Below are 14,684 nucleotides of genomic sequence, written 5' to 3'. Positions count from 1 at the left end.
CACAGTCCAAGGAGCTGTCATGCAAGTCTTCTGGTTCATCCCGACCCACGGCGACAGCCGTTATCTCGGCACCGCCGAGGGCGCACGCCAGGTCGATCACACCTATCTGCAGCAGGTGGCCGTGGCCGCCGATACGCTGGGCTACGAGGGTGTGCTCATTCCCACGGGCCGCTCGTGCGAAGACCCGTGGATCGTCGCCGCGAGCCTGATTCCGGTGACGAAGCGCCTGCGTTTTCTGGTGGCGGTGCGCCCCGGGCTGATGGCACCGACGCTGGCCGCACGCATGGCCGCCACGTACGACCGTTTGTCGAACGGGCGTCTGCTGGTGAATCTCGTCACGGGTGGTGATCCGGCGGAGCTGGCCGGCGATGGCCTGTTCCTGGACCACGCGCAGCGCTATGAGGCATCGGAAGAGTTCATCCGCATCTGGCGCGAAACGCTGGCTGCGAGCCACGAAGGCGCTGCGCTGGACTACACCGGCAAGCACCTCAGCGTGAAGGGCGCGAAGGTGCTGTATCCGCCCGTGCAGCGGCCGCATCCGCCGGTGTATTTCGGTGGGTCGTCGGAAGCGGCGCACGCGCTGGCGGCGGAGCAGGTCGACACGTATCTCACCTGGGGCGAACCGCCTGCTGCCGTGGCCGAGAAACTGGCCGACGTGCGTGCGCGTGCTGCCAAGCATGGCCGCACCGTGCGCTTTGGCATCCGCCTGCACGTGATCGTGCGCGAGACGGAGGATGAAGCGTGGGCGGCCGCCGACAAGCTCATCAGCAAGCTCGACGACGACACCGTTGCCCGCGCACAAGCGGCCTTCCGCAAGATGGATTCGGCCGGCCAGCAGCGCATGGCCGCGTTGCACGCCAACGGCGTCAAACGCACGCGCGCCGATCTGGAGATCAGCCCGAACTTGTGGGCCGGCGTGGGCCTGGTGCGCGGCGGTGCCGGCACGGCGCTGGTGGGGGACCCGCAAACCGTGGCCGCGCGCATGCAGGAATACGCCGAGCTGGGCATCGATACCTTTGTGCTCTCCGGTTATCCGCATCTGGAAGAGGCGTATCGCTTTGCCGAGCTGGTGTTCCCGCTGCTGCCGCGCTCGGTGCGCGACAAGCTGCCGGGCAACGTGCTCAACGGGCCGTTTGGCGAAGTGATTGCCACGGGCATCGTGCCCCGCGTGGCCGCAAGCTGAGACGAGAGGAGCACGGCAATGGCATCCAAATCGAAGCCGAAAGCAAACACCTTCCTGCGTACCGCCCAGCAACGCTTGGCGCCCTGGATCGTGCCGCTCGTGCTGCTGGTGCTTTGGCAAGCGTCTGCCCAATGGGGCTGGCTGTCCAACCGCATCCTGCCGGCGCCGCTGGACGTGGCGAAATCCGCCGTTGCGCTGGCACGCTCGGGCGAGCTGTGGACGCACGTGGCTGTCAGCACGTGGCGTGCGCTGCTGGGCTTTGCCATCGGGGGTTCGTTGGGACTGGCGCTGGGGCTGCTGACCGGCACGTTCCGCACGGCTGAGACATTGCTCGACACCACGTTGCAGATGGTTCGCAACATCCCCGTGCTGGCGTTGATTCCGCTCGTGATCCTGTGGTTCGGCATCGATGAATCGGCCAAATTGTTTCTTGTGTCGCTGGGCGTGTTCTTCCCGATCTACCTGAATACGTATCACGGCATCCGGTCGGTTGATCCGGCGCTGGTGGAGATGGCACGCAGCTACGGCCTGTCGCGTGCGCAGCTGTATCGCGAGGTGATCCTGCCCGGTGCGCTGCCGCAGATCCTGGTGGGCGTGCGGTTCTCGCTGGGGTTGATGTGGGTGACGCTGATCGTTGCAGAGACGGTTTCGGCGCAGGCCGGCATCGGTTACATGACGATGAACGCGCGCGAGTTCCTGCAGACTGACGTGGTGCTGCTGGGCATCCTGCTCTACGCGCTGCTGGGCAAGCTGGCGGATTGGTTGTCGCGTGGGTTGGAACGTTACTGGCTGCGCTGGCACCCCGGTTATCAAGTGGCCGCCTGAGGCTGATTTGGAGAGACGCATGCAAAGCAACGCTACGGAACACGCCGCGCTGGCCGGCACCGCCTTGCACATCGAACACGTCGTCAAACGCTACGGCGATCGTGAAGTGCTGCATGGCATCGATCTGGACATCGCACCGGGCGAGTTCGTCGTCATCGTCGGGCGCAGCGGCTGCGGCAAGAGCACGCTGCTGCGGTTGATTGCGGGGCTGGAAGGCATTGACGATGGCCACCTGCGTCGTGACGGCGAAGCCGAAGACGGCCTGCACGACGATGCCCGCGTGATGTTCCAGGACGCCCGTCTGTTGCCGTGGAAGAAGGTGCTCGACAACGTCGCGCTCGGCTTGCCGAAAACACAGCGTGCGCAAGCCGCTGAAGTGCTCGCGCAAGTGGGCCTGGCCGAGCGGGCAGGGGAATGGCCGGCGCGCCTGTCGGGCGGCCAGCGCCAGCGTGTGGCTCTGGCGCGTGCGCTGGTGCATCGGCCGCGCCTGCTGCTGCTCGACGAACCGCTGGGTGCGCTTGACGCGCTCACCCGCATCGACATGCAGAACCTCATCGAAGGCCTGTGGCAGCGCCTGGGCTTTACCGCCGTGCTTGTCACGCACGACGTGGCCGAGGCGGTGGCGTTGGCTGACCGTGTGGTGCTGATCGAAGACGGCCGCATTGCGCTGGATGAACGCATCGATCTGCCGCGTCCGCGTCATCGTGGTTCGCCCGCATTTGCGCGCCTGGAAGAGGCCATCCTCAACCGCGTCATGCAGCGCAAGATTGATCCGAATGAAGTGACCGATGTGCGTTCGCACACGGCGTGGGCATCACCCTTTGACGTGTCGGCCACCGCCGTGCGGTGGGCGGTGTAAGCAAGCGAAACCCGCTCTCCTGAAAACATTCATTGGCACCTAGTGCCGTTCTCATCTAAGAAGGAACATCATGAGTATCCAAGCGATTAACGTACGCAACCAGTTTCGCGGGCAGATCAAGGAGATCATCCGGGGCGACGTGCTCTCGGAGATCGACGTGGAGACACCGGCTGGCATCGTCACCTCGGTCATCACGACGCGCTCGGTCGACAGCCTCGGCCTGAAGATCGGCAGTGAAGTGGTTGCGCTGGTGAAGGCGACGGAAGTTTCGATCGCCAAACTGTAAGAGCCTGTTCGGCCCTTAAGCGCACTTCCGTTTAAAGGCCGAACAGGCTCTCGGGGAAGAGGCGGCGACCCAACAAGGAGCCCAATCCCATGAGTCTCATGCACACCACTGCAGTCGCACAATTTCTCGGCACGCTGCCGAGCACTCCCGCGCCGGATCGCCAGTTGTGGCGTGATGCCGCCGGCCGCGTGCAGGGTCAGTTCTTCCACTGCGCGCTCACCAGCCTGTTTGAGCCGGTCTGGCAGCTTGCTGCCGATGGCTCGCTTGCGCCCGCCGGGCACGAAGCGCTGATGCGCACGTGGACGCGCGACGGCGATCTGGGCCTGAACCCGTGGAAGGTGTTTTCGCTGGCGTCGGATGACAGCACGCTGGTGGAACTGGACCGCCTGTGCCGGCTGGTGCATACGCTCAACTACTTTGCCCGCACCGATGCGCGGCGGCTGGTCGTCAATGTGCATGGCCGCTTGCTGGCCGCGGTGGCTGCGGACCACGGCAAGGCATTCCATCGTGCCGTGACGGCGCTGGGGCTGCATCCCGATCAGTTCGTCATCCAGGTGCCGTCCACGGCCAATGACGATCTGGGGTTGCTCCTGTTCGTGGTGGACAACTACCGGCGCAACGGTTTTGCCGTGGCGGTGCAGGCATCGGACCCGGCGGAAGCGGGCGCGCTGCTCGTGCATGCCAAACCGGCGTACCTGAAGCTCGATGCCCGGCGCGATTGGCATACACGGCATGTGGTGTCGCTGGCCGATTCCGCACGTGAACTGGGCGTGACGCTGGCGTTGCGACGTTGCGAACGCCCGAGCGATCTGGAACTGGCCCGTGCAGCCGGTATCGCGTATGTGCAGGGCAGCATCCTGCCCGGAGCCGAGCCCGAGCCCGAGCCGGAGGCTGTACCCACGCCACTCGTGATACCGATGGCGCAGGCGCCGCTGGCGCAACAGCAGCAGTGCGCCGGCATTTCTCTGACGCAATGAACACAACACCATGGCACGCAGCGCACTCGCAACCGCATCGGAAGCACAGGCCTGGCAGTGGCCGGCCGATGCCGTCATCCTGACCGTTCCTGGTTTGCATGGCAGCGGCCCCGGGCACTGGCAGACGCGTTGGGAGCAGCGGTTTGCGCAATGGCGCCGCGTTGAGCAGACCGATTGGTCAACGCCCGACCTGCCGCGCTGGTCTGCCCGTGTGGGCGAAGCGGTGCATGCGGCACTGGCCGAGCGTGCGCCGGGGCGCGCCAGGCGCCGCGTGATTTTGGTGGCGCATAGCTTTGGCTGCCTGGCGTCGCTGCACTGGGCGGCGCAGACAAAGGAGGCGGTAGCGGCGGTGCTGCTCGTCGCGCCGGCCGATCCGGACAAATTTGGCGTGCGCGATCTGCTCCCGCAGCGCGCCTTGCCGTTCCCGGCCACACTCGTCGCCAGCCGCAACGACCCGTGGATGCCGCAAAGCAACGCCATCGATTGGGGCGCCCGCTGGGGCACCGAGTTCATTGATGCCGGCGAGGCTGGCCATATCAACGCCGATTCCAACCTCGGGGATTGGGAGGCCGGCTTGGCCTTGCTCGACCGCCTGATCGGCCGCGCAAGTGCACAAGACACCACTCGCGATGGCGCCGACTGGCAAGCGCAGTGGGATGTCTTACCGAGCACCCCTTATATCTAAAACGATGATGCACATGCGCAAATATTCGTTTTAGTCATAAGAACAGTTCGCCACAATCGGTTCATCTGCATAACCGCCGCAGTATTTTGCTCTGCGGCTATTTTTATCGGTGCGCTGATGAGCCTGTCTTCTGCGTTTTCTTCCTCCAAGGGTGCCAAGCCCGCCAACGTGCTTCCCGGCTTCGGGCTGGCGCTGGGCTTTTCGCTCCTGTACCTCGCGCTGATCGTCCTGATCCCGCTGTCGGCGACCGTCCTCAAGACGTTCACCATGACGTGGGATGCGTTCTGGACGACCGTTACCGCACCGCGCGTGGTCGCGTCGTACAAGCTGACCTTTGGCGCTTCGCTGATCGCCGCCGTCATCAACCTCGTGTTCGGGCTGATCGTGGCGTGGGTGCTGGTGCGCTACCGCTTTCCGGGCAAGCGGTTGATCGATGCGTTGGTAGATCTGCCGTTTGCGTTGCCGACGGCCGTGGCCGGCATTGCGTTGACCGCCTTGTATGCGCCCAACGGCTGGATTGGCTCGTGGCTGGAGCCGCTGGGGCTGAAGGTCGCGTTCACGCCGCTGGGCATCGTGGTGGCGCTCACGTTCATTGGCCTGCCGTTCGTGGTGCGCACAGTGCAGCCTGTGCTCGAAGACCTGGAAACCGAGCTGGAAGAGGCGGCCGCCAGCCTGGGTGCCACGCGCTGGCAGACGTTCGTTCGCGTGATTCTGCCGACCTTGCTGCCCGCGCTGCTGACGGGCTTTGCGCTGGCCTTTGCACGTGCAACGGGCGAGTACGGCTCGGTCATCTTCATCGCCGGCAACATGCCGATGGTCTCCGAGATCACGCCGCTGATGATCTATTCCAAGCTTGAGCAGTTCGATTACGCGGGCGCCACGGCCATTGCCGTCGTCATGCTCGGTATCTCGTTCACGCTGCTGCTGGTGATCAACCTGCTGCAGGCCTGGACGCGCCGCCGGGGCAATCGCAATGACGCCATCGAACGTGCCCCCGAACCCTTGACCGCCAATGCGGCAGCAGGAGCCTGACATGGCCGGTACCGTTTCCCGTCAACTCGGCCAGGCGCCGGCTGCTGGCCGTCGTGGTGCCACCGCAGAATCCGCCTGGGTGCGCGCAACGCTGATCCTCGTATCGTTCCTGTTCCTGGCGCTGTTCCTGTTCGTGCCGCTGGCCAGCGTGTTTTACGAGGCGTTCAAGAAGGGTATCGACGTGTATCTCGAAGCGCTGATCGAGCCCGATGCGCTTTCGGCGATCTATCTGACGCTGACCGTCGCGGCGATTGCCGTGCCGCTGAACGTGGTGTTTGGTCTGGCCGCGGCGTGGGCAATTGCCAAGTTCGAGTTTCGCGGCAAGAACCTGCTGCTTACGCTGATCGACCTGCCGTTCTCCGTGTCGCCTGTCATTGCAGGCCTGATCTACGTGCTGCTGTTTGGCGCGCAAGGGTGGTTCGGGCCGTATTTGTCGGACCATGATTTCAAGGTCATCTTTGCGGTGCCGGGCATTGTGCTGGCCACCGTGTTTGTCACGTTCCCCTTTGTGGCGCGCGAGCTGATTCCGCTCATGCAGGCGCAGGGCAGCGAAGAGGAAGAGGCTGCCATCGTGCTCGGGGCCTCGGGCTGGCAGACGTTCTTTCGCGTGACGCTGCCGAACATCAAGTGGGGTCTGCTGTACGGCGTGATCCTCTGCAACGCGCGGGCGATGGGCGAGTTTGGTGCGGTGTCGGTGGTGTCGGGCCACATTCGCGGGCTGACCAACACGATGCCGCTGCACGTTGAAATTCTCTACAACGAATACAACTTCGCGGCCGCGTTTGCCGTGGCCTCGCTGCTGACATTGCTTGCGCTTGTCACGCTTGCACTGAAGACGCTGGTCGAATGGCGCGGCCGTCGTGAACTGGCCGATGCGGATGCTGGCGTGGGCGAAGGCCCGGGCGCGCGCGTCGCACAGTCATCATCGATTTCGAATTCGCACATCTCCGTGCAATCTCCGCTCGAAGGGGCAGCATGAACAGTAAGCAGGGGCCCCGCGCAGCGGGGATGCGCACGACCGTGAATGTTGCCGGTCACCGACACCGCGACGGGCGAGTTATCGATATGTGTAAGGAGGTGAACGCAGCATGAGCATCCAGGTTCAACACATCACCAAGCGCTTTGGCAATTTCATCGCCCTCAACGATGTCTCGCTCGATTTCAAGCAGGGCGAGCTGACCGCGCTGCTGGGCCCGTCGGGCTGCGGCAAGACCACGCTGCTGCGCATCATTGCGGGGCTGGAGCATGCCGATTCGGGAAGCATTCATCTCAATGGCGAAGATGCATCCGACCAGCACGTGCGCGAGCGTCAGGTGGGGTTCGTGTTCCAGCACTACGCGCTGTTCAAGCACATGACGGTGTTCGAGAACGTGGCGTTCGGCCTGCGTGTGAAACCGCGCGCGCAGCGCCCGGGCGAGGCGCAGATCCGCGCCAAGGTGAAGGAGTTGCTGGAACTGGTGCAGCTTGATTGGCTGGCGGACCGCTACCCGCCGCAGTTGTCGGGCGGGCAGCGCCAGCGCATTGCCCTGGCGCGCGCGCTGGCCGTGGAGCCGCGCGTGCTGTTGCTCGACGAGCCGTTTGGCGCGCTCGACGCCAAGGTGCGCAAGGAACTGCGCCGCTGGCTGCGCCGCCTGCACGACGATCTGCATGTCACCAGCCTGTTCGTCACGCACGATCAGGAAGAGGCGCTGGAAGTGGCCGACAACGTGGTGCTGATGAACCGTGGCCAGGTGGAGCAGGTGGGCAGCCCCGACGCGGTCTACAACACGCCCGCAACGCCATTCGTCTACGGCTTCCTTGGCAACGTGAACCTGTTCCACGGCCGCCTGGAAGAAGGTGAGGGCGGCAGCGTGCTGCACGTGGGCGAATCGGCCATTAGCGTGCCGTCGGGTGGCGTGGATTTGTCGCGTGCCGATCAGGCGGTGGCGTTCGTGCGCCCGCATGAAATCGATCTTGAGCGCTATGCGCCCGGCGCCGAGGGCATTCCCGTCACGCTGCGCCGCGCGCTTACGCTGGGCGCGGTCGCGCAGTTGGAACTGGAGCGCGAAGACACCGACGACATCATCGAAGTCTCCCTGCCCATTGAGCGCTTTCGCGCCGAGGGCTTCCGTGAAGGCGAAATACTGGTGGTGCGCCCGCGTGCGATTCGGGTGTTCACGCAAGGCCAGGGACGTCCGGCAGTGCAGGCTACCGCCTGAGCCCGCGTTCAGACGACAACGATACGAGAGGACACGAGCATGAACTTTCAGCAATTGCGTTCCATCCGCGAGGCGGTGCGCCGCCAGTTCAACCTCACCGAAGTCGCCAACGCGCTGTACACGTCGCAGCCGGGGGTGTCGCGGCAGATCCGCGAGCTGGAGGATGAATTGGGCGTGGAAATTTTCGAACGTTACGGCAAGCGCCTGACGGGCCTGACCGAGCCCGGCCGCGAAATCGTCCGCATTGTCGAGCGCCTGCTGCTGGAGGCCGAAAACCTGCGGCAGGCCGGCGAGGAATTCTCCGGCCGCCAATCCGGCCGCCTGACCGTGGCGACCACGCACACGCAGGCCCGCTATGCGCTGCCGAAGGTCGTGCAGTCGTTCCGCAAGGAGTATCCGCACGTCACGCTGGCGCTGCAGGAAGCATCGCCTTCGCACATTGTCGAACTGCTGCTCACGGGGCAGGCCGATATCGGCATCGCCACCGAGGCTGTGGCCAACGAGCCGGGGCTGACGTCGTTCGAAGCGTACCGCTGGCGTCACGTGCTGGTGGTCAGCCCGGACCATCCTCTGACCAAGAACCCGCTGCCCACGCTCGAAGACGTGGCGCAATACCCGCTCATCACCTACGACGCCGGTTTCACGGGCCGCCGCAATATCGACGCCGCATTTGCCGGTGCCGGCTTGCACCCCGAGATCGTGCTGACCGCCATGGATGCGGACGTGATCAAGACCTACGTCGCGCTGGACGTGGGCGTGGGCATCATCGCGTCGATGGCGTATGACGGGCGGAAGGACGACAACCTCGTCTGCATCGGGGCGGACCATCTGTTCGAGCCGAATACCACGCGTGTGGCGGTGCGCCGCGGTGCGTATCTGCGTGGGTATGCACACGACTTTATCGGCATGTTCGCGCCGCATCTGTCGCGCGAGACGGTGGCGGAGGCCGTGGCTTCCACGGTGGTGACGCAGTCCGCGCGGGAGGCACTGGCGGCGTAACTGCCGCGTCGGCTCAGCCGGCTGCGAGCCGTTCATCCGTGCAATTCCGCCATTCGTCGCATCCCCATGGCGCCTGCCCGGGCGCCATTCCTATACTGCGGACATCTTCGGTTCCACCAGAGACCGCCATGTCCGCCGGGCCTTGCACCCAAACTTCCCCATCCGTTGAATCCGATACCGCTCTGCTGCGTCGCGCGCGCCACCGCGCCGGTGCGCGTCTCGGGTTCCGCATTCACCTGCTGTCGTTCCTGGCTGTGAACGCCGGGCTGGCGGCGATTGCGCTGTCACGCGGCCAGTTCTGGTTTGTCTGGCCGCTGCTGGGCTGGGGGGTGGGTTTGGCTGCGCACGGTCTGAGCCTGGCCTGGAGCCGCGGCAACGGCTACCAGCGCATGGTCGACCACGAACTCGCCCGTTTGCGCGAGCAGGCCGGTCGCCCGTGATGCGGGAAACCCCAAGCTTCAACGCCGGTGAACCCTCCGGTAAGATCGCCCGCATGTTCGCCAATGTGTCGTTCCCTTCGCTTGCAGACTGCCTGCGCCTGGCACGGCGCTGGGTGATCCGCTACGCCGTCATCATCGCCATCAATACGCTGATTGCGGCGGTGTTGGCGTTCGGCATTCGCCCGGAAGAGACCTTCTGGAAAGACTTCATCTTCAGCCAGGCGATCGGGCTGTCGATGTTCTCGCTGATCGGCATACCGCGCCATGTGCTCTGGGGCGACGGCCCGCCTAACAAGAAGGTGTTTCCGTGGATCATCGTGGGCGCGGTGTTGATCGGGGTGCCATTCGGCCAGTGGATCGCGCGGACGATCCTGTGCCTGAACAACCCGAACCCTGAACCCTGGCGTGCCGACAGCCTGCGCATGAGTTTCATCATTGCCATGCTGGCCGCACTTGGCGCAACGTATTACTACTGGTCGCGCGGCAAGCTGGCCGCGCTGCAGCGCCAAGCCGCACTCGACGCGCTGGAGCGCGAAGAGGCCGAGAAGCAAGTCGTGCGCGCGCAACTGATGGCGCTGCAGGCGCAGATCGAGCCGCACTTCCTGTTCAACTCGCTGGCCCACGTGGATGTGCTGATTGCGCGGGACCCGGCCGGCGCGCGGCGTCTGCTGCAGCATTTGATTGGCTTTCTGCGCAGCTCGCTCTCCCATGCCCGCGCCGAGCAGTGCACGCTGGCGCAGGAGTTTGCCCTGCTGCGCGCGTATCTCGACATCCAGGCGCTGCGCTTCGGCAATCGGCTGCGTTTCTCCTTGGCGCTGGACGATGCCATCGCCAATATCGTCATCCCGCCGATGCTGATTCAGCCCCTGGTGGAAAACGCCGTGGTGCACGGCATCGAGCCCGCACGCGAGGGCGGCGAGATCGCCCTGTCTGCCCGCCTGGCTGCCGGCAAGGAGGGCGAGCGGCTGGTGCTGGAAGTGCGCGACACGGGCGTGGGTTTCGGCAACGACGGTGCCAAGGGCTCGGGGCTTGGCCTCACGCACGTGCGTGAACGCCTGGCGCGGCTGTTCGATGGCGACGCGCGCCTGACGATTACCGAAACCGTGCCGCATGGCGTGACGATCATCGTCGAGTTGCCCCTGGCGCACGAAACGGCGCCTGCACCTTCTCAAGCCGACACGCCGGAATGGCGCTGCCGTTTCTCCCGCCCCACCGCCAACGCCACCGCTGCGCTGTCTTCGCGCGCATCCGCCGGAACCTGATCGATGCCTGCTTCCCCTCGCTTGCTGATTGCCGACGATGAACCGGCACTGGCCGACAACCTCGTCGCAGAACTGGCGGCGCTGTGGCCCGATGCCACGCTGCTGCCGGCCGTGCACGACGGCCAATCCGCGCTCGACGTGATTGACGATGCCGCCGACGGGCAGGGCCCCGATGTGGTCTTTCTCGACATCCGCATGCCGGGGTTGTCGGGCATTGACGTGGCGCGCGAGCTATCGGATCGGGAAGACCGTCCACTGGTGGTGTTCGTGACGGCCTACGACCAGTTCGCACTCGATGCCTTCGAGCAAGCCGCAGTGGATTACGTGCTCAAGCCCGTGCAGCCCGAGCGCCTGGCTGAGACCGTCAAGCGGCTGAAGGACCGGCTCGGCACGCGCCTGAACGACAGCGCCAACGCCGCCACCGACCCTGCGCAGACGCTGGCTGAACTCGTCGAGCGCCTTGCCGGCCTGCAGGGCGCCGCGCAAACGCGTGCAACGCCGCAGGGCGGCTATCTGCGCTTTATCAAGGCGCTGGTCGGGCAGGAGGTGCGCTTCATTCCCGTGGATGACGTGATCTATCTGGAAGCGACCGACAAGTACGTCAACGTGGTGGCCGGCAGTGGCGAATCCCTCATTCGTACCAGCCTGCGCGACCTGCTGACCCAGCTCGACCCCGAGCACTTCTGGCAGGTGCATCGCGGTACGGTGGTCAACGTGGCGCATGTGTCGAGCGCAGTGCATCTGTCGCTCGGCCGCCTGGGGCTGAGGATACGCGGGCGCACCGAGACGCTGCCGGTCGCGCGGCAATACGCACATTTGTTCCGGCAGATGTAGCCGTCTCAGCGGCGGCGCGTTCCGCTATGATCCATTGTGTCGTCAACGGATCGAGAGCGAGAGTACCCGCCATGGAGACACCAGCCGCACGCCCCGCCAGCATCGTTGCCGAGCCACGCCACGGCGGCCAGATTCTTGTTGATGCACTGGTGGCCCATGGCGTCGACCTGGCCTTCGGTGTGCCGGGCGAGAGCTACCTCTCGGTGCTCGAAGGCTTCTATCAGCGCCGTGACCGCGCACGCTTCATCATTTGCCGACAAGAGGGCGGCGCCGCCAACATGGCCGACGCCTACGGCAAGCTCACGGGTCGCCCGGGCATCATCTTCTGCACACGCGGGCCGGGCGCCACCAACGCCAGCATTGGCGTGCACACCGCGTTTCAGGATTCCACGCCGCTGATCTTGTTCATCGGGCAGGTGGGCCGCGATGTTGTCGACCGCGAAGCGTTTCAGGAAATCGACTACCGCCGCATGTTCGGCCAGATGGCCAAGTGGGTCGCGCAGATCGATAGCGTCGAACGCATCCCCGAATACATCGCTCGCGCCTTCCAGACGGCCACCGCGGGCCGCCCGGGGCCGGTTGTGCTGGCGCTGCCGGAAGACATGCTCACTGAGGTTGCCACCGTGGCAGATGTGCCGCCGATGCCGCGCGCGATGGCGTGGCCCGGCCCGCATGATCTTGCGCAACTGAAGGCGCTGCTGCAGAACGCCGAGCGGCCGATGCTGCTGCTGGGCGGTTCCGGCTGGACGCCGCAAGCTGCGGCCCGCATGCAAGCCTTTGCAGAACGCTGGAATCTGCCTGCGGGCTGCGTGTTCCGCCGGCAAGACCTGTTCGACAACCGCCACCCGAACTACGCGGGCGACGTCGGCATCGCCATCAACCCGAAGCTGGCGGCGCGCGTGAAAGACGCCGACGTGGTGCTCGCCATCGGCCCTCGTCTGGGCGAGATGACGACATCGGGCTACACCCTCTTCGATGTGCCGTGCCCCAAGCAGACGTTGGTCCACGTGCATGCCGGCGCAGAAGAGTTGGGGCGCGTCTACCAGGCCCATCTGATGATTCACGCGTCGATGCCCGCCATTGCCGAGGCGCTGGAATCCGTATCGCCCGATGCGCCGCCGCGCTGGAGTGCCTGGACCGAAGCCGCCAACGCGGACTACGTGGCCAACATCGTGCCGCCGCCGTTTGGAGGCAAGGGTATCGACATGGCTCGTGCGATGCGATGGCTGCGCGATCATCTGCCGCACAACAGCATCCTCACCAACGGTGCGGGCAACTACGCCACGTGGCTGCATCGCTTCTATCAATACGGTGCGCTGGCGGCAGGCTCGCGCACGCAGCTGGCGCCGACCAGCGGGGCGATGGGCTATGGCGCGCCCGCTGCGGTGGCCGCCAAGATCGTGTGTCCCGACACGCCCGTCATCTGCTTGGCCGGCGACGGTTGCTTCCTGATGAACGGCCAGGAGCTGGCGACGGCCATGCAGTACAACGCGCCGGTCATCTTTATCGTGGTCAACAACGGCATGTACGGCACCATCCGCATGCATCAGGAACGCGAGTACCCCGGGCACGTGAGCGGCACCGAGCTACGCAACCCTGACTTCGCCGCGTTGGCCAGAGCCTACGGCGCCGAAGGGCACACGGTGCGCTCGCTCGAGGGCTTCCAGTCGGCTGTGGAGTCCGCACTGGCGGCGAGCGTTGCCTCCATCATCGAAGTGCAGACCGATCCGAATATCATCAGCCCGCGCGCGACCATCGATTGGTTGCGTGCGCAGTCGCGCAGTTGACTCCGCTTTCATTTTCGCCAACGCCAACGCCAACGCCAACGCCAACGCCAACGCCAACGCCAACGCCAACGCCAACGCCAACGCCAACGCCAATCCACCCATTGCCATGACGATGATTCCTGTAACTGACTTGTGCGACATGCACGAAGACAAGCTGGTGTACGGAAGCCTGCGTGTGCTCACGCCGGTGTTCCGCAGCTTTGGCAAGCGCGCCGCATTTGCTGGCCCGGCCTCCACGCTCAAGGTGTTTGAAGACAACGGCCTGGTACGCGCCGCGCTGGAAGAGCAGGGCGCAGGCCGAGTACTGGTGATCGACGGCGGCGGCTCCCTGCGCTGCGCGCTGGTGGGCGGCAACCTCGGCAAGCTGGCGGAAGAGAACGGTTGGGAAGGGATTCTGCTCAACGGCTGCGTGCGCGATACGCGCGAGCTGGCCGAATGCAACGTCGGCATCCACGCATTGGCGGTGCATCCGCGCAAGAGCATCAAGAAGAACGCAGGGCAGCGCGAAGTGGGCGTGCAGATGCCGGGTGCTTACATTCAATCCGGCGAGTGGATCTATGCCGATGAAGACGGCGTGCTGGTTTCGCAGGACATGCTCGAATGAACCGCGCCAACGCCATCCACGTATTCGTCTACGGCACGCTGCGTGCCGGTGAGGCGAATGACTTGCGGGTTGCTGCGGCCACGCGAGGCATTCCAGAGCCGGAGTTGCTCGGTACCGCCATGTTGCACGGCCGCCTGTACGACTTCGGGGCCTACCCTGGCCTCGTGCTGGATCCGACCGGCACTGCCGTGCGCGGCGATGTGTATCGCATCGACGCGGCGCTCGTCCCCGTGCTGGACGAGATCGAAGAGGTCTACCCCGGCGGCGATGCGCTGTTCGTGCGCGAGAACCACGCCGTCATGTTGGGCAGCGAGCCTGTCGAGTGCATCGTGTATCCGGTGAGCACTCGGCACATTGCCGGCCGACCCGTGATTACGAGTGGGGACTGGGTGGCGCACCGGTTGACGCGTGCCTGATGTGCCCTTTCTCGCCCAAAGGAACGCCGCAATCGCGGCGTTTTTTGTGCCTCTGCAATGTGATGAACAGATGTCTGTGATTTTTCATAATGCGGAAAGCTTTTTTGACCCGCAAAAATTGCCCATCGCACGGCACCATCATTGCCTTTCATGATAGAAAAAATCTTTCCGCATCATGAAAAATTGATCGTAAGTCTTTGAAAAATAATAAATAAAAACTTCCGTTTGCGCGCATCTTCTCCTTGTTGCGCTGCACCCTCCTTTCTACACTCTTATATAAGACATATGACTTGGGCC

General features: G+C 64.7%; 16 protein-coding genes. All 16 read left to right on the top strand.

Features of this window, described 5'->3' with window-relative positions:
• Positions 1–19 precede the first annotated feature (19 nt).
• The gene (gene ssuD / locus R2N16_RS04200; RefSeq protein WP_316664310.1) at positions 20–1,183 is read left to right on the top strand and encodes an FMNH2-dependent alkanesulfonate monooxygenase; all 1,164 of its coding nucleotides are present in this window, start codon (positions 20–22) and stop codon (positions 1,181–1,183) included.
• Between the two features lie 18 nt (positions 1,184–1,201).
• A complete protein-coding gene (ssuC, locus tag R2N16_RS04195; RefSeq protein ID WP_316664309.1) occupies positions 1,202–2,008 on the top strand; it encodes an aliphatic sulfonate ABC transporter permease SsuC in 807 nt (268 codons plus the stop codon).
• 19 nt (positions 2,009–2,027) lie between these two features.
• Complete coding sequence (locus R2N16_RS04190; protein WP_316664308.1) at positions 2,028–2,867, top strand: ATP-binding cassette domain-containing protein; 840 nt, start codon at positions 2,028–2,030, stop codon at positions 2,865–2,867.
• 70 nt (positions 2,868–2,937) lie between these two features.
• Positions 2,938–3,153 carry a TOBE domain-containing protein gene (locus R2N16_RS04185; RefSeq protein WP_004626558.1) on the top strand — a complete coding sequence of 72 codons (216 nt, stop codon included), beginning with the start codon at positions 2,938–2,940 and terminating at the stop codon, positions 3,151–3,153.
• 89 nt (positions 3,154–3,242) lie between these two features.
• Entirely contained in the window at positions 3,243–4,130 is an 888-nt protein-coding gene (locus R2N16_RS04180; protein WP_316664307.1) for an EAL domain-containing protein, read from the top strand.
• 10 nt (positions 4,131–4,140) lie between these two features.
• Positions 4,141–4,815 (top strand): RBBP9/YdeN family alpha/beta hydrolase, encoded by a 675-nt coding sequence (locus R2N16_RS04175; RefSeq protein WP_316664306.1) that lies wholly within the window; start codon positions 4,141–4,143, stop codon positions 4,813–4,815.
• Positions 4,816–4,932: 117 nt separating this feature from the next.
• Entirely contained in the window at positions 4,933–5,847 is a 915-nt protein-coding gene (gene cysT, locus R2N16_RS04170; RefSeq protein WP_316664305.1) for a sulfate ABC transporter permease subunit CysT, read from the top strand.
• Position 5,848: 1 nt separating this feature from the next.
• Positions 5,849–6,826, top strand: a complete 978-nt coding sequence (cysW, locus tag R2N16_RS04165; protein WP_316664304.1) for a sulfate ABC transporter permease subunit CysW — start codon at positions 5,849–5,851, stop codon at positions 6,824–6,826.
• A gap of 109 nt (positions 6,827–6,935) precedes the next feature.
• A complete protein-coding gene (locus R2N16_RS04160; RefSeq protein ID WP_316664303.1) occupies positions 6,936–8,045 on the top strand; it encodes a sulfate/molybdate ABC transporter ATP-binding protein in 1,110 nt (369 codons plus the stop codon).
• A gap of 39 nt (positions 8,046–8,084) precedes the next feature.
• The gene (locus R2N16_RS04155; RefSeq protein ID WP_316664302.1) at positions 8,085–9,044 is read left to right on the top strand and encodes a CysB family HTH-type transcriptional regulator; all 960 of its coding nucleotides are present in this window, start codon (positions 8,085–8,087) and stop codon (positions 9,042–9,044) included.
• Between the two features lie 128 nt (positions 9,045–9,172).
• Positions 9,173–9,484, top strand: a complete 312-nt coding sequence (locus tag R2N16_RS04150) for a 2TM domain-containing protein (RefSeq protein WP_316664301.1) — start codon at positions 9,173–9,175, stop codon at positions 9,482–9,484.
• Positions 9,484–10,746, top strand: a complete 1,263-nt coding sequence (locus R2N16_RS04145) for a sensor histidine kinase (protein ID WP_316664300.1) — start codon at positions 9,484–9,486, stop codon at positions 10,744–10,746. The genes R2N16_RS04150 and R2N16_RS04145 overlap by 1 nt, the downstream gene beginning before the upstream one ends.
• 3 nt (positions 10,747–10,749) lie before the next feature.
• On the top strand, positions 10,750–11,580 hold the full coding sequence (locus R2N16_RS04140) for a LytR/AlgR family response regulator transcription factor (RefSeq protein ID WP_316664299.1): 831 nt from the start codon (positions 10,750–10,752) through the stop codon (positions 11,578–11,580).
• Between the two features lie 71 nt (positions 11,581–11,651).
• Entirely contained in the window at positions 11,652–13,367 is a 1,716-nt protein-coding gene (locus tag R2N16_RS04135) for a thiamine pyrophosphate-binding protein (RefSeq protein ID WP_316664298.1), read from the top strand.
• A 106-nt stretch (positions 13,368–13,473) separates the two neighbouring features.
• The gene (rraA, locus tag R2N16_RS04130; protein WP_004626570.1) at positions 13,474–13,971 is read left to right on the top strand and encodes a ribonuclease E activity regulator RraA; all 498 of its coding nucleotides are present in this window, start codon (positions 13,474–13,476) and stop codon (positions 13,969–13,971) included.
• Positions 13,968–14,387, top strand: a complete 420-nt coding sequence (locus R2N16_RS04125) for a gamma-glutamylcyclotransferase family protein (RefSeq protein ID WP_316664297.1) — start codon at positions 13,968–13,970, stop codon at positions 14,385–14,387. The genes rraA and R2N16_RS04125 overlap by 4 nt, the downstream gene beginning before the upstream one ends.
• The last annotated feature ends 297 nt before the right edge of the window (positions 14,388–14,684 follow it).

It is taken from the genome of Ralstonia psammae, assembly GCF_958405935.1.
Classification (GTDB): Bacteria; Pseudomonadota; Gammaproteobacteria; order Burkholderiales; family Burkholderiaceae; genus Ralstonia; species Ralstonia psammae.
This window is presented reverse-complemented; position numbering and strand designations above follow the sequence as displayed.

What these genes read in the sequence shown, in the direction of transcription:
- ssuD (WP_316664310.1), top strand. Translation starts at nt 20, where the DNA reads ATGCAAGTCTTCTGGTTCATCCCGACCCACGGCGACAGCCGTTATCTC.
- ssuC (WP_316664309.1), top strand. Translation starts at nt 1,202, where the DNA reads ATGGCATCCAAATCGAAGCCGAAAGCAAACACCTTCCTGCGTACCGCC.
- R2N16_RS04190 (WP_316664308.1), top strand. Translation starts at nt 2,028, where the DNA reads ATGCAAAGCAACGCTACGGAACACGCCGCGCTGGCCGGCACCGCCTTG.
- R2N16_RS04185 (WP_004626558.1), top strand. Translation starts at nt 2,938, where the DNA reads ATGAGTATCCAAGCGATTAACGTACGCAACCAGTTTCGCGGGCAGATC.
- R2N16_RS04180 (WP_316664307.1), top strand. Translation starts at nt 3,243, where the DNA reads ATGAGTCTCATGCACACCACTGCAGTCGCACAATTTCTCGGCACGCTG.
- R2N16_RS04175 (WP_316664306.1), top strand. Translation starts at nt 4,141, where the DNA reads ATGGCACGCAGCGCACTCGCAACCGCATCGGAAGCACAGGCCTGGCAG.
- cysT (WP_316664305.1), top strand. Translation starts at nt 4,933, where the DNA reads ATGAGCCTGTCTTCTGCGTTTTCTTCCTCCAAGGGTGCCAAGCCCGCC.
- cysW (WP_316664304.1), top strand. Translation starts at nt 5,849, where the DNA reads ATGGCCGGTACCGTTTCCCGTCAACTCGGCCAGGCGCCGGCTGCTGGC.
- R2N16_RS04160 (WP_316664303.1), top strand. Translation starts at nt 6,936, where the DNA reads ATGAGCATCCAGGTTCAACACATCACCAAGCGCTTTGGCAATTTCATC.
- R2N16_RS04155 (WP_316664302.1), top strand. Translation starts at nt 8,085, where the DNA reads ATGAACTTTCAGCAATTGCGTTCCATCCGCGAGGCGGTGCGCCGCCAG.
- R2N16_RS04150 (WP_316664301.1), top strand. Translation starts at nt 9,173, where the DNA reads ATGTCCGCCGGGCCTTGCACCCAAACTTCCCCATCCGTTGAATCCGAT.
- R2N16_RS04145 (WP_316664300.1), top strand. Translation starts at nt 9,484, where the DNA reads ATGCGGGAAACCCCAAGCTTCAACGCCGGTGAACCCTCCGGTAAGATC.
- R2N16_RS04140 (WP_316664299.1), top strand. Translation starts at nt 10,750, where the DNA reads ATGCCTGCTTCCCCTCGCTTGCTGATTGCCGACGATGAACCGGCACTG.
- R2N16_RS04135 (WP_316664298.1), top strand. Translation starts at nt 11,652, where the DNA reads ATGGAGACACCAGCCGCACGCCCCGCCAGCATCGTTGCCGAGCCACGC.
- rraA (WP_004626570.1), top strand. Translation starts at nt 13,474, where the DNA reads ATGACGATGATTCCTGTAACTGACTTGTGCGACATGCACGAAGACAAG.
- R2N16_RS04125 (WP_316664297.1), top strand. Translation starts at nt 13,968, where the DNA reads ATGAACCGCGCCAACGCCATCCACGTATTCGTCTACGGCACGCTGCGT.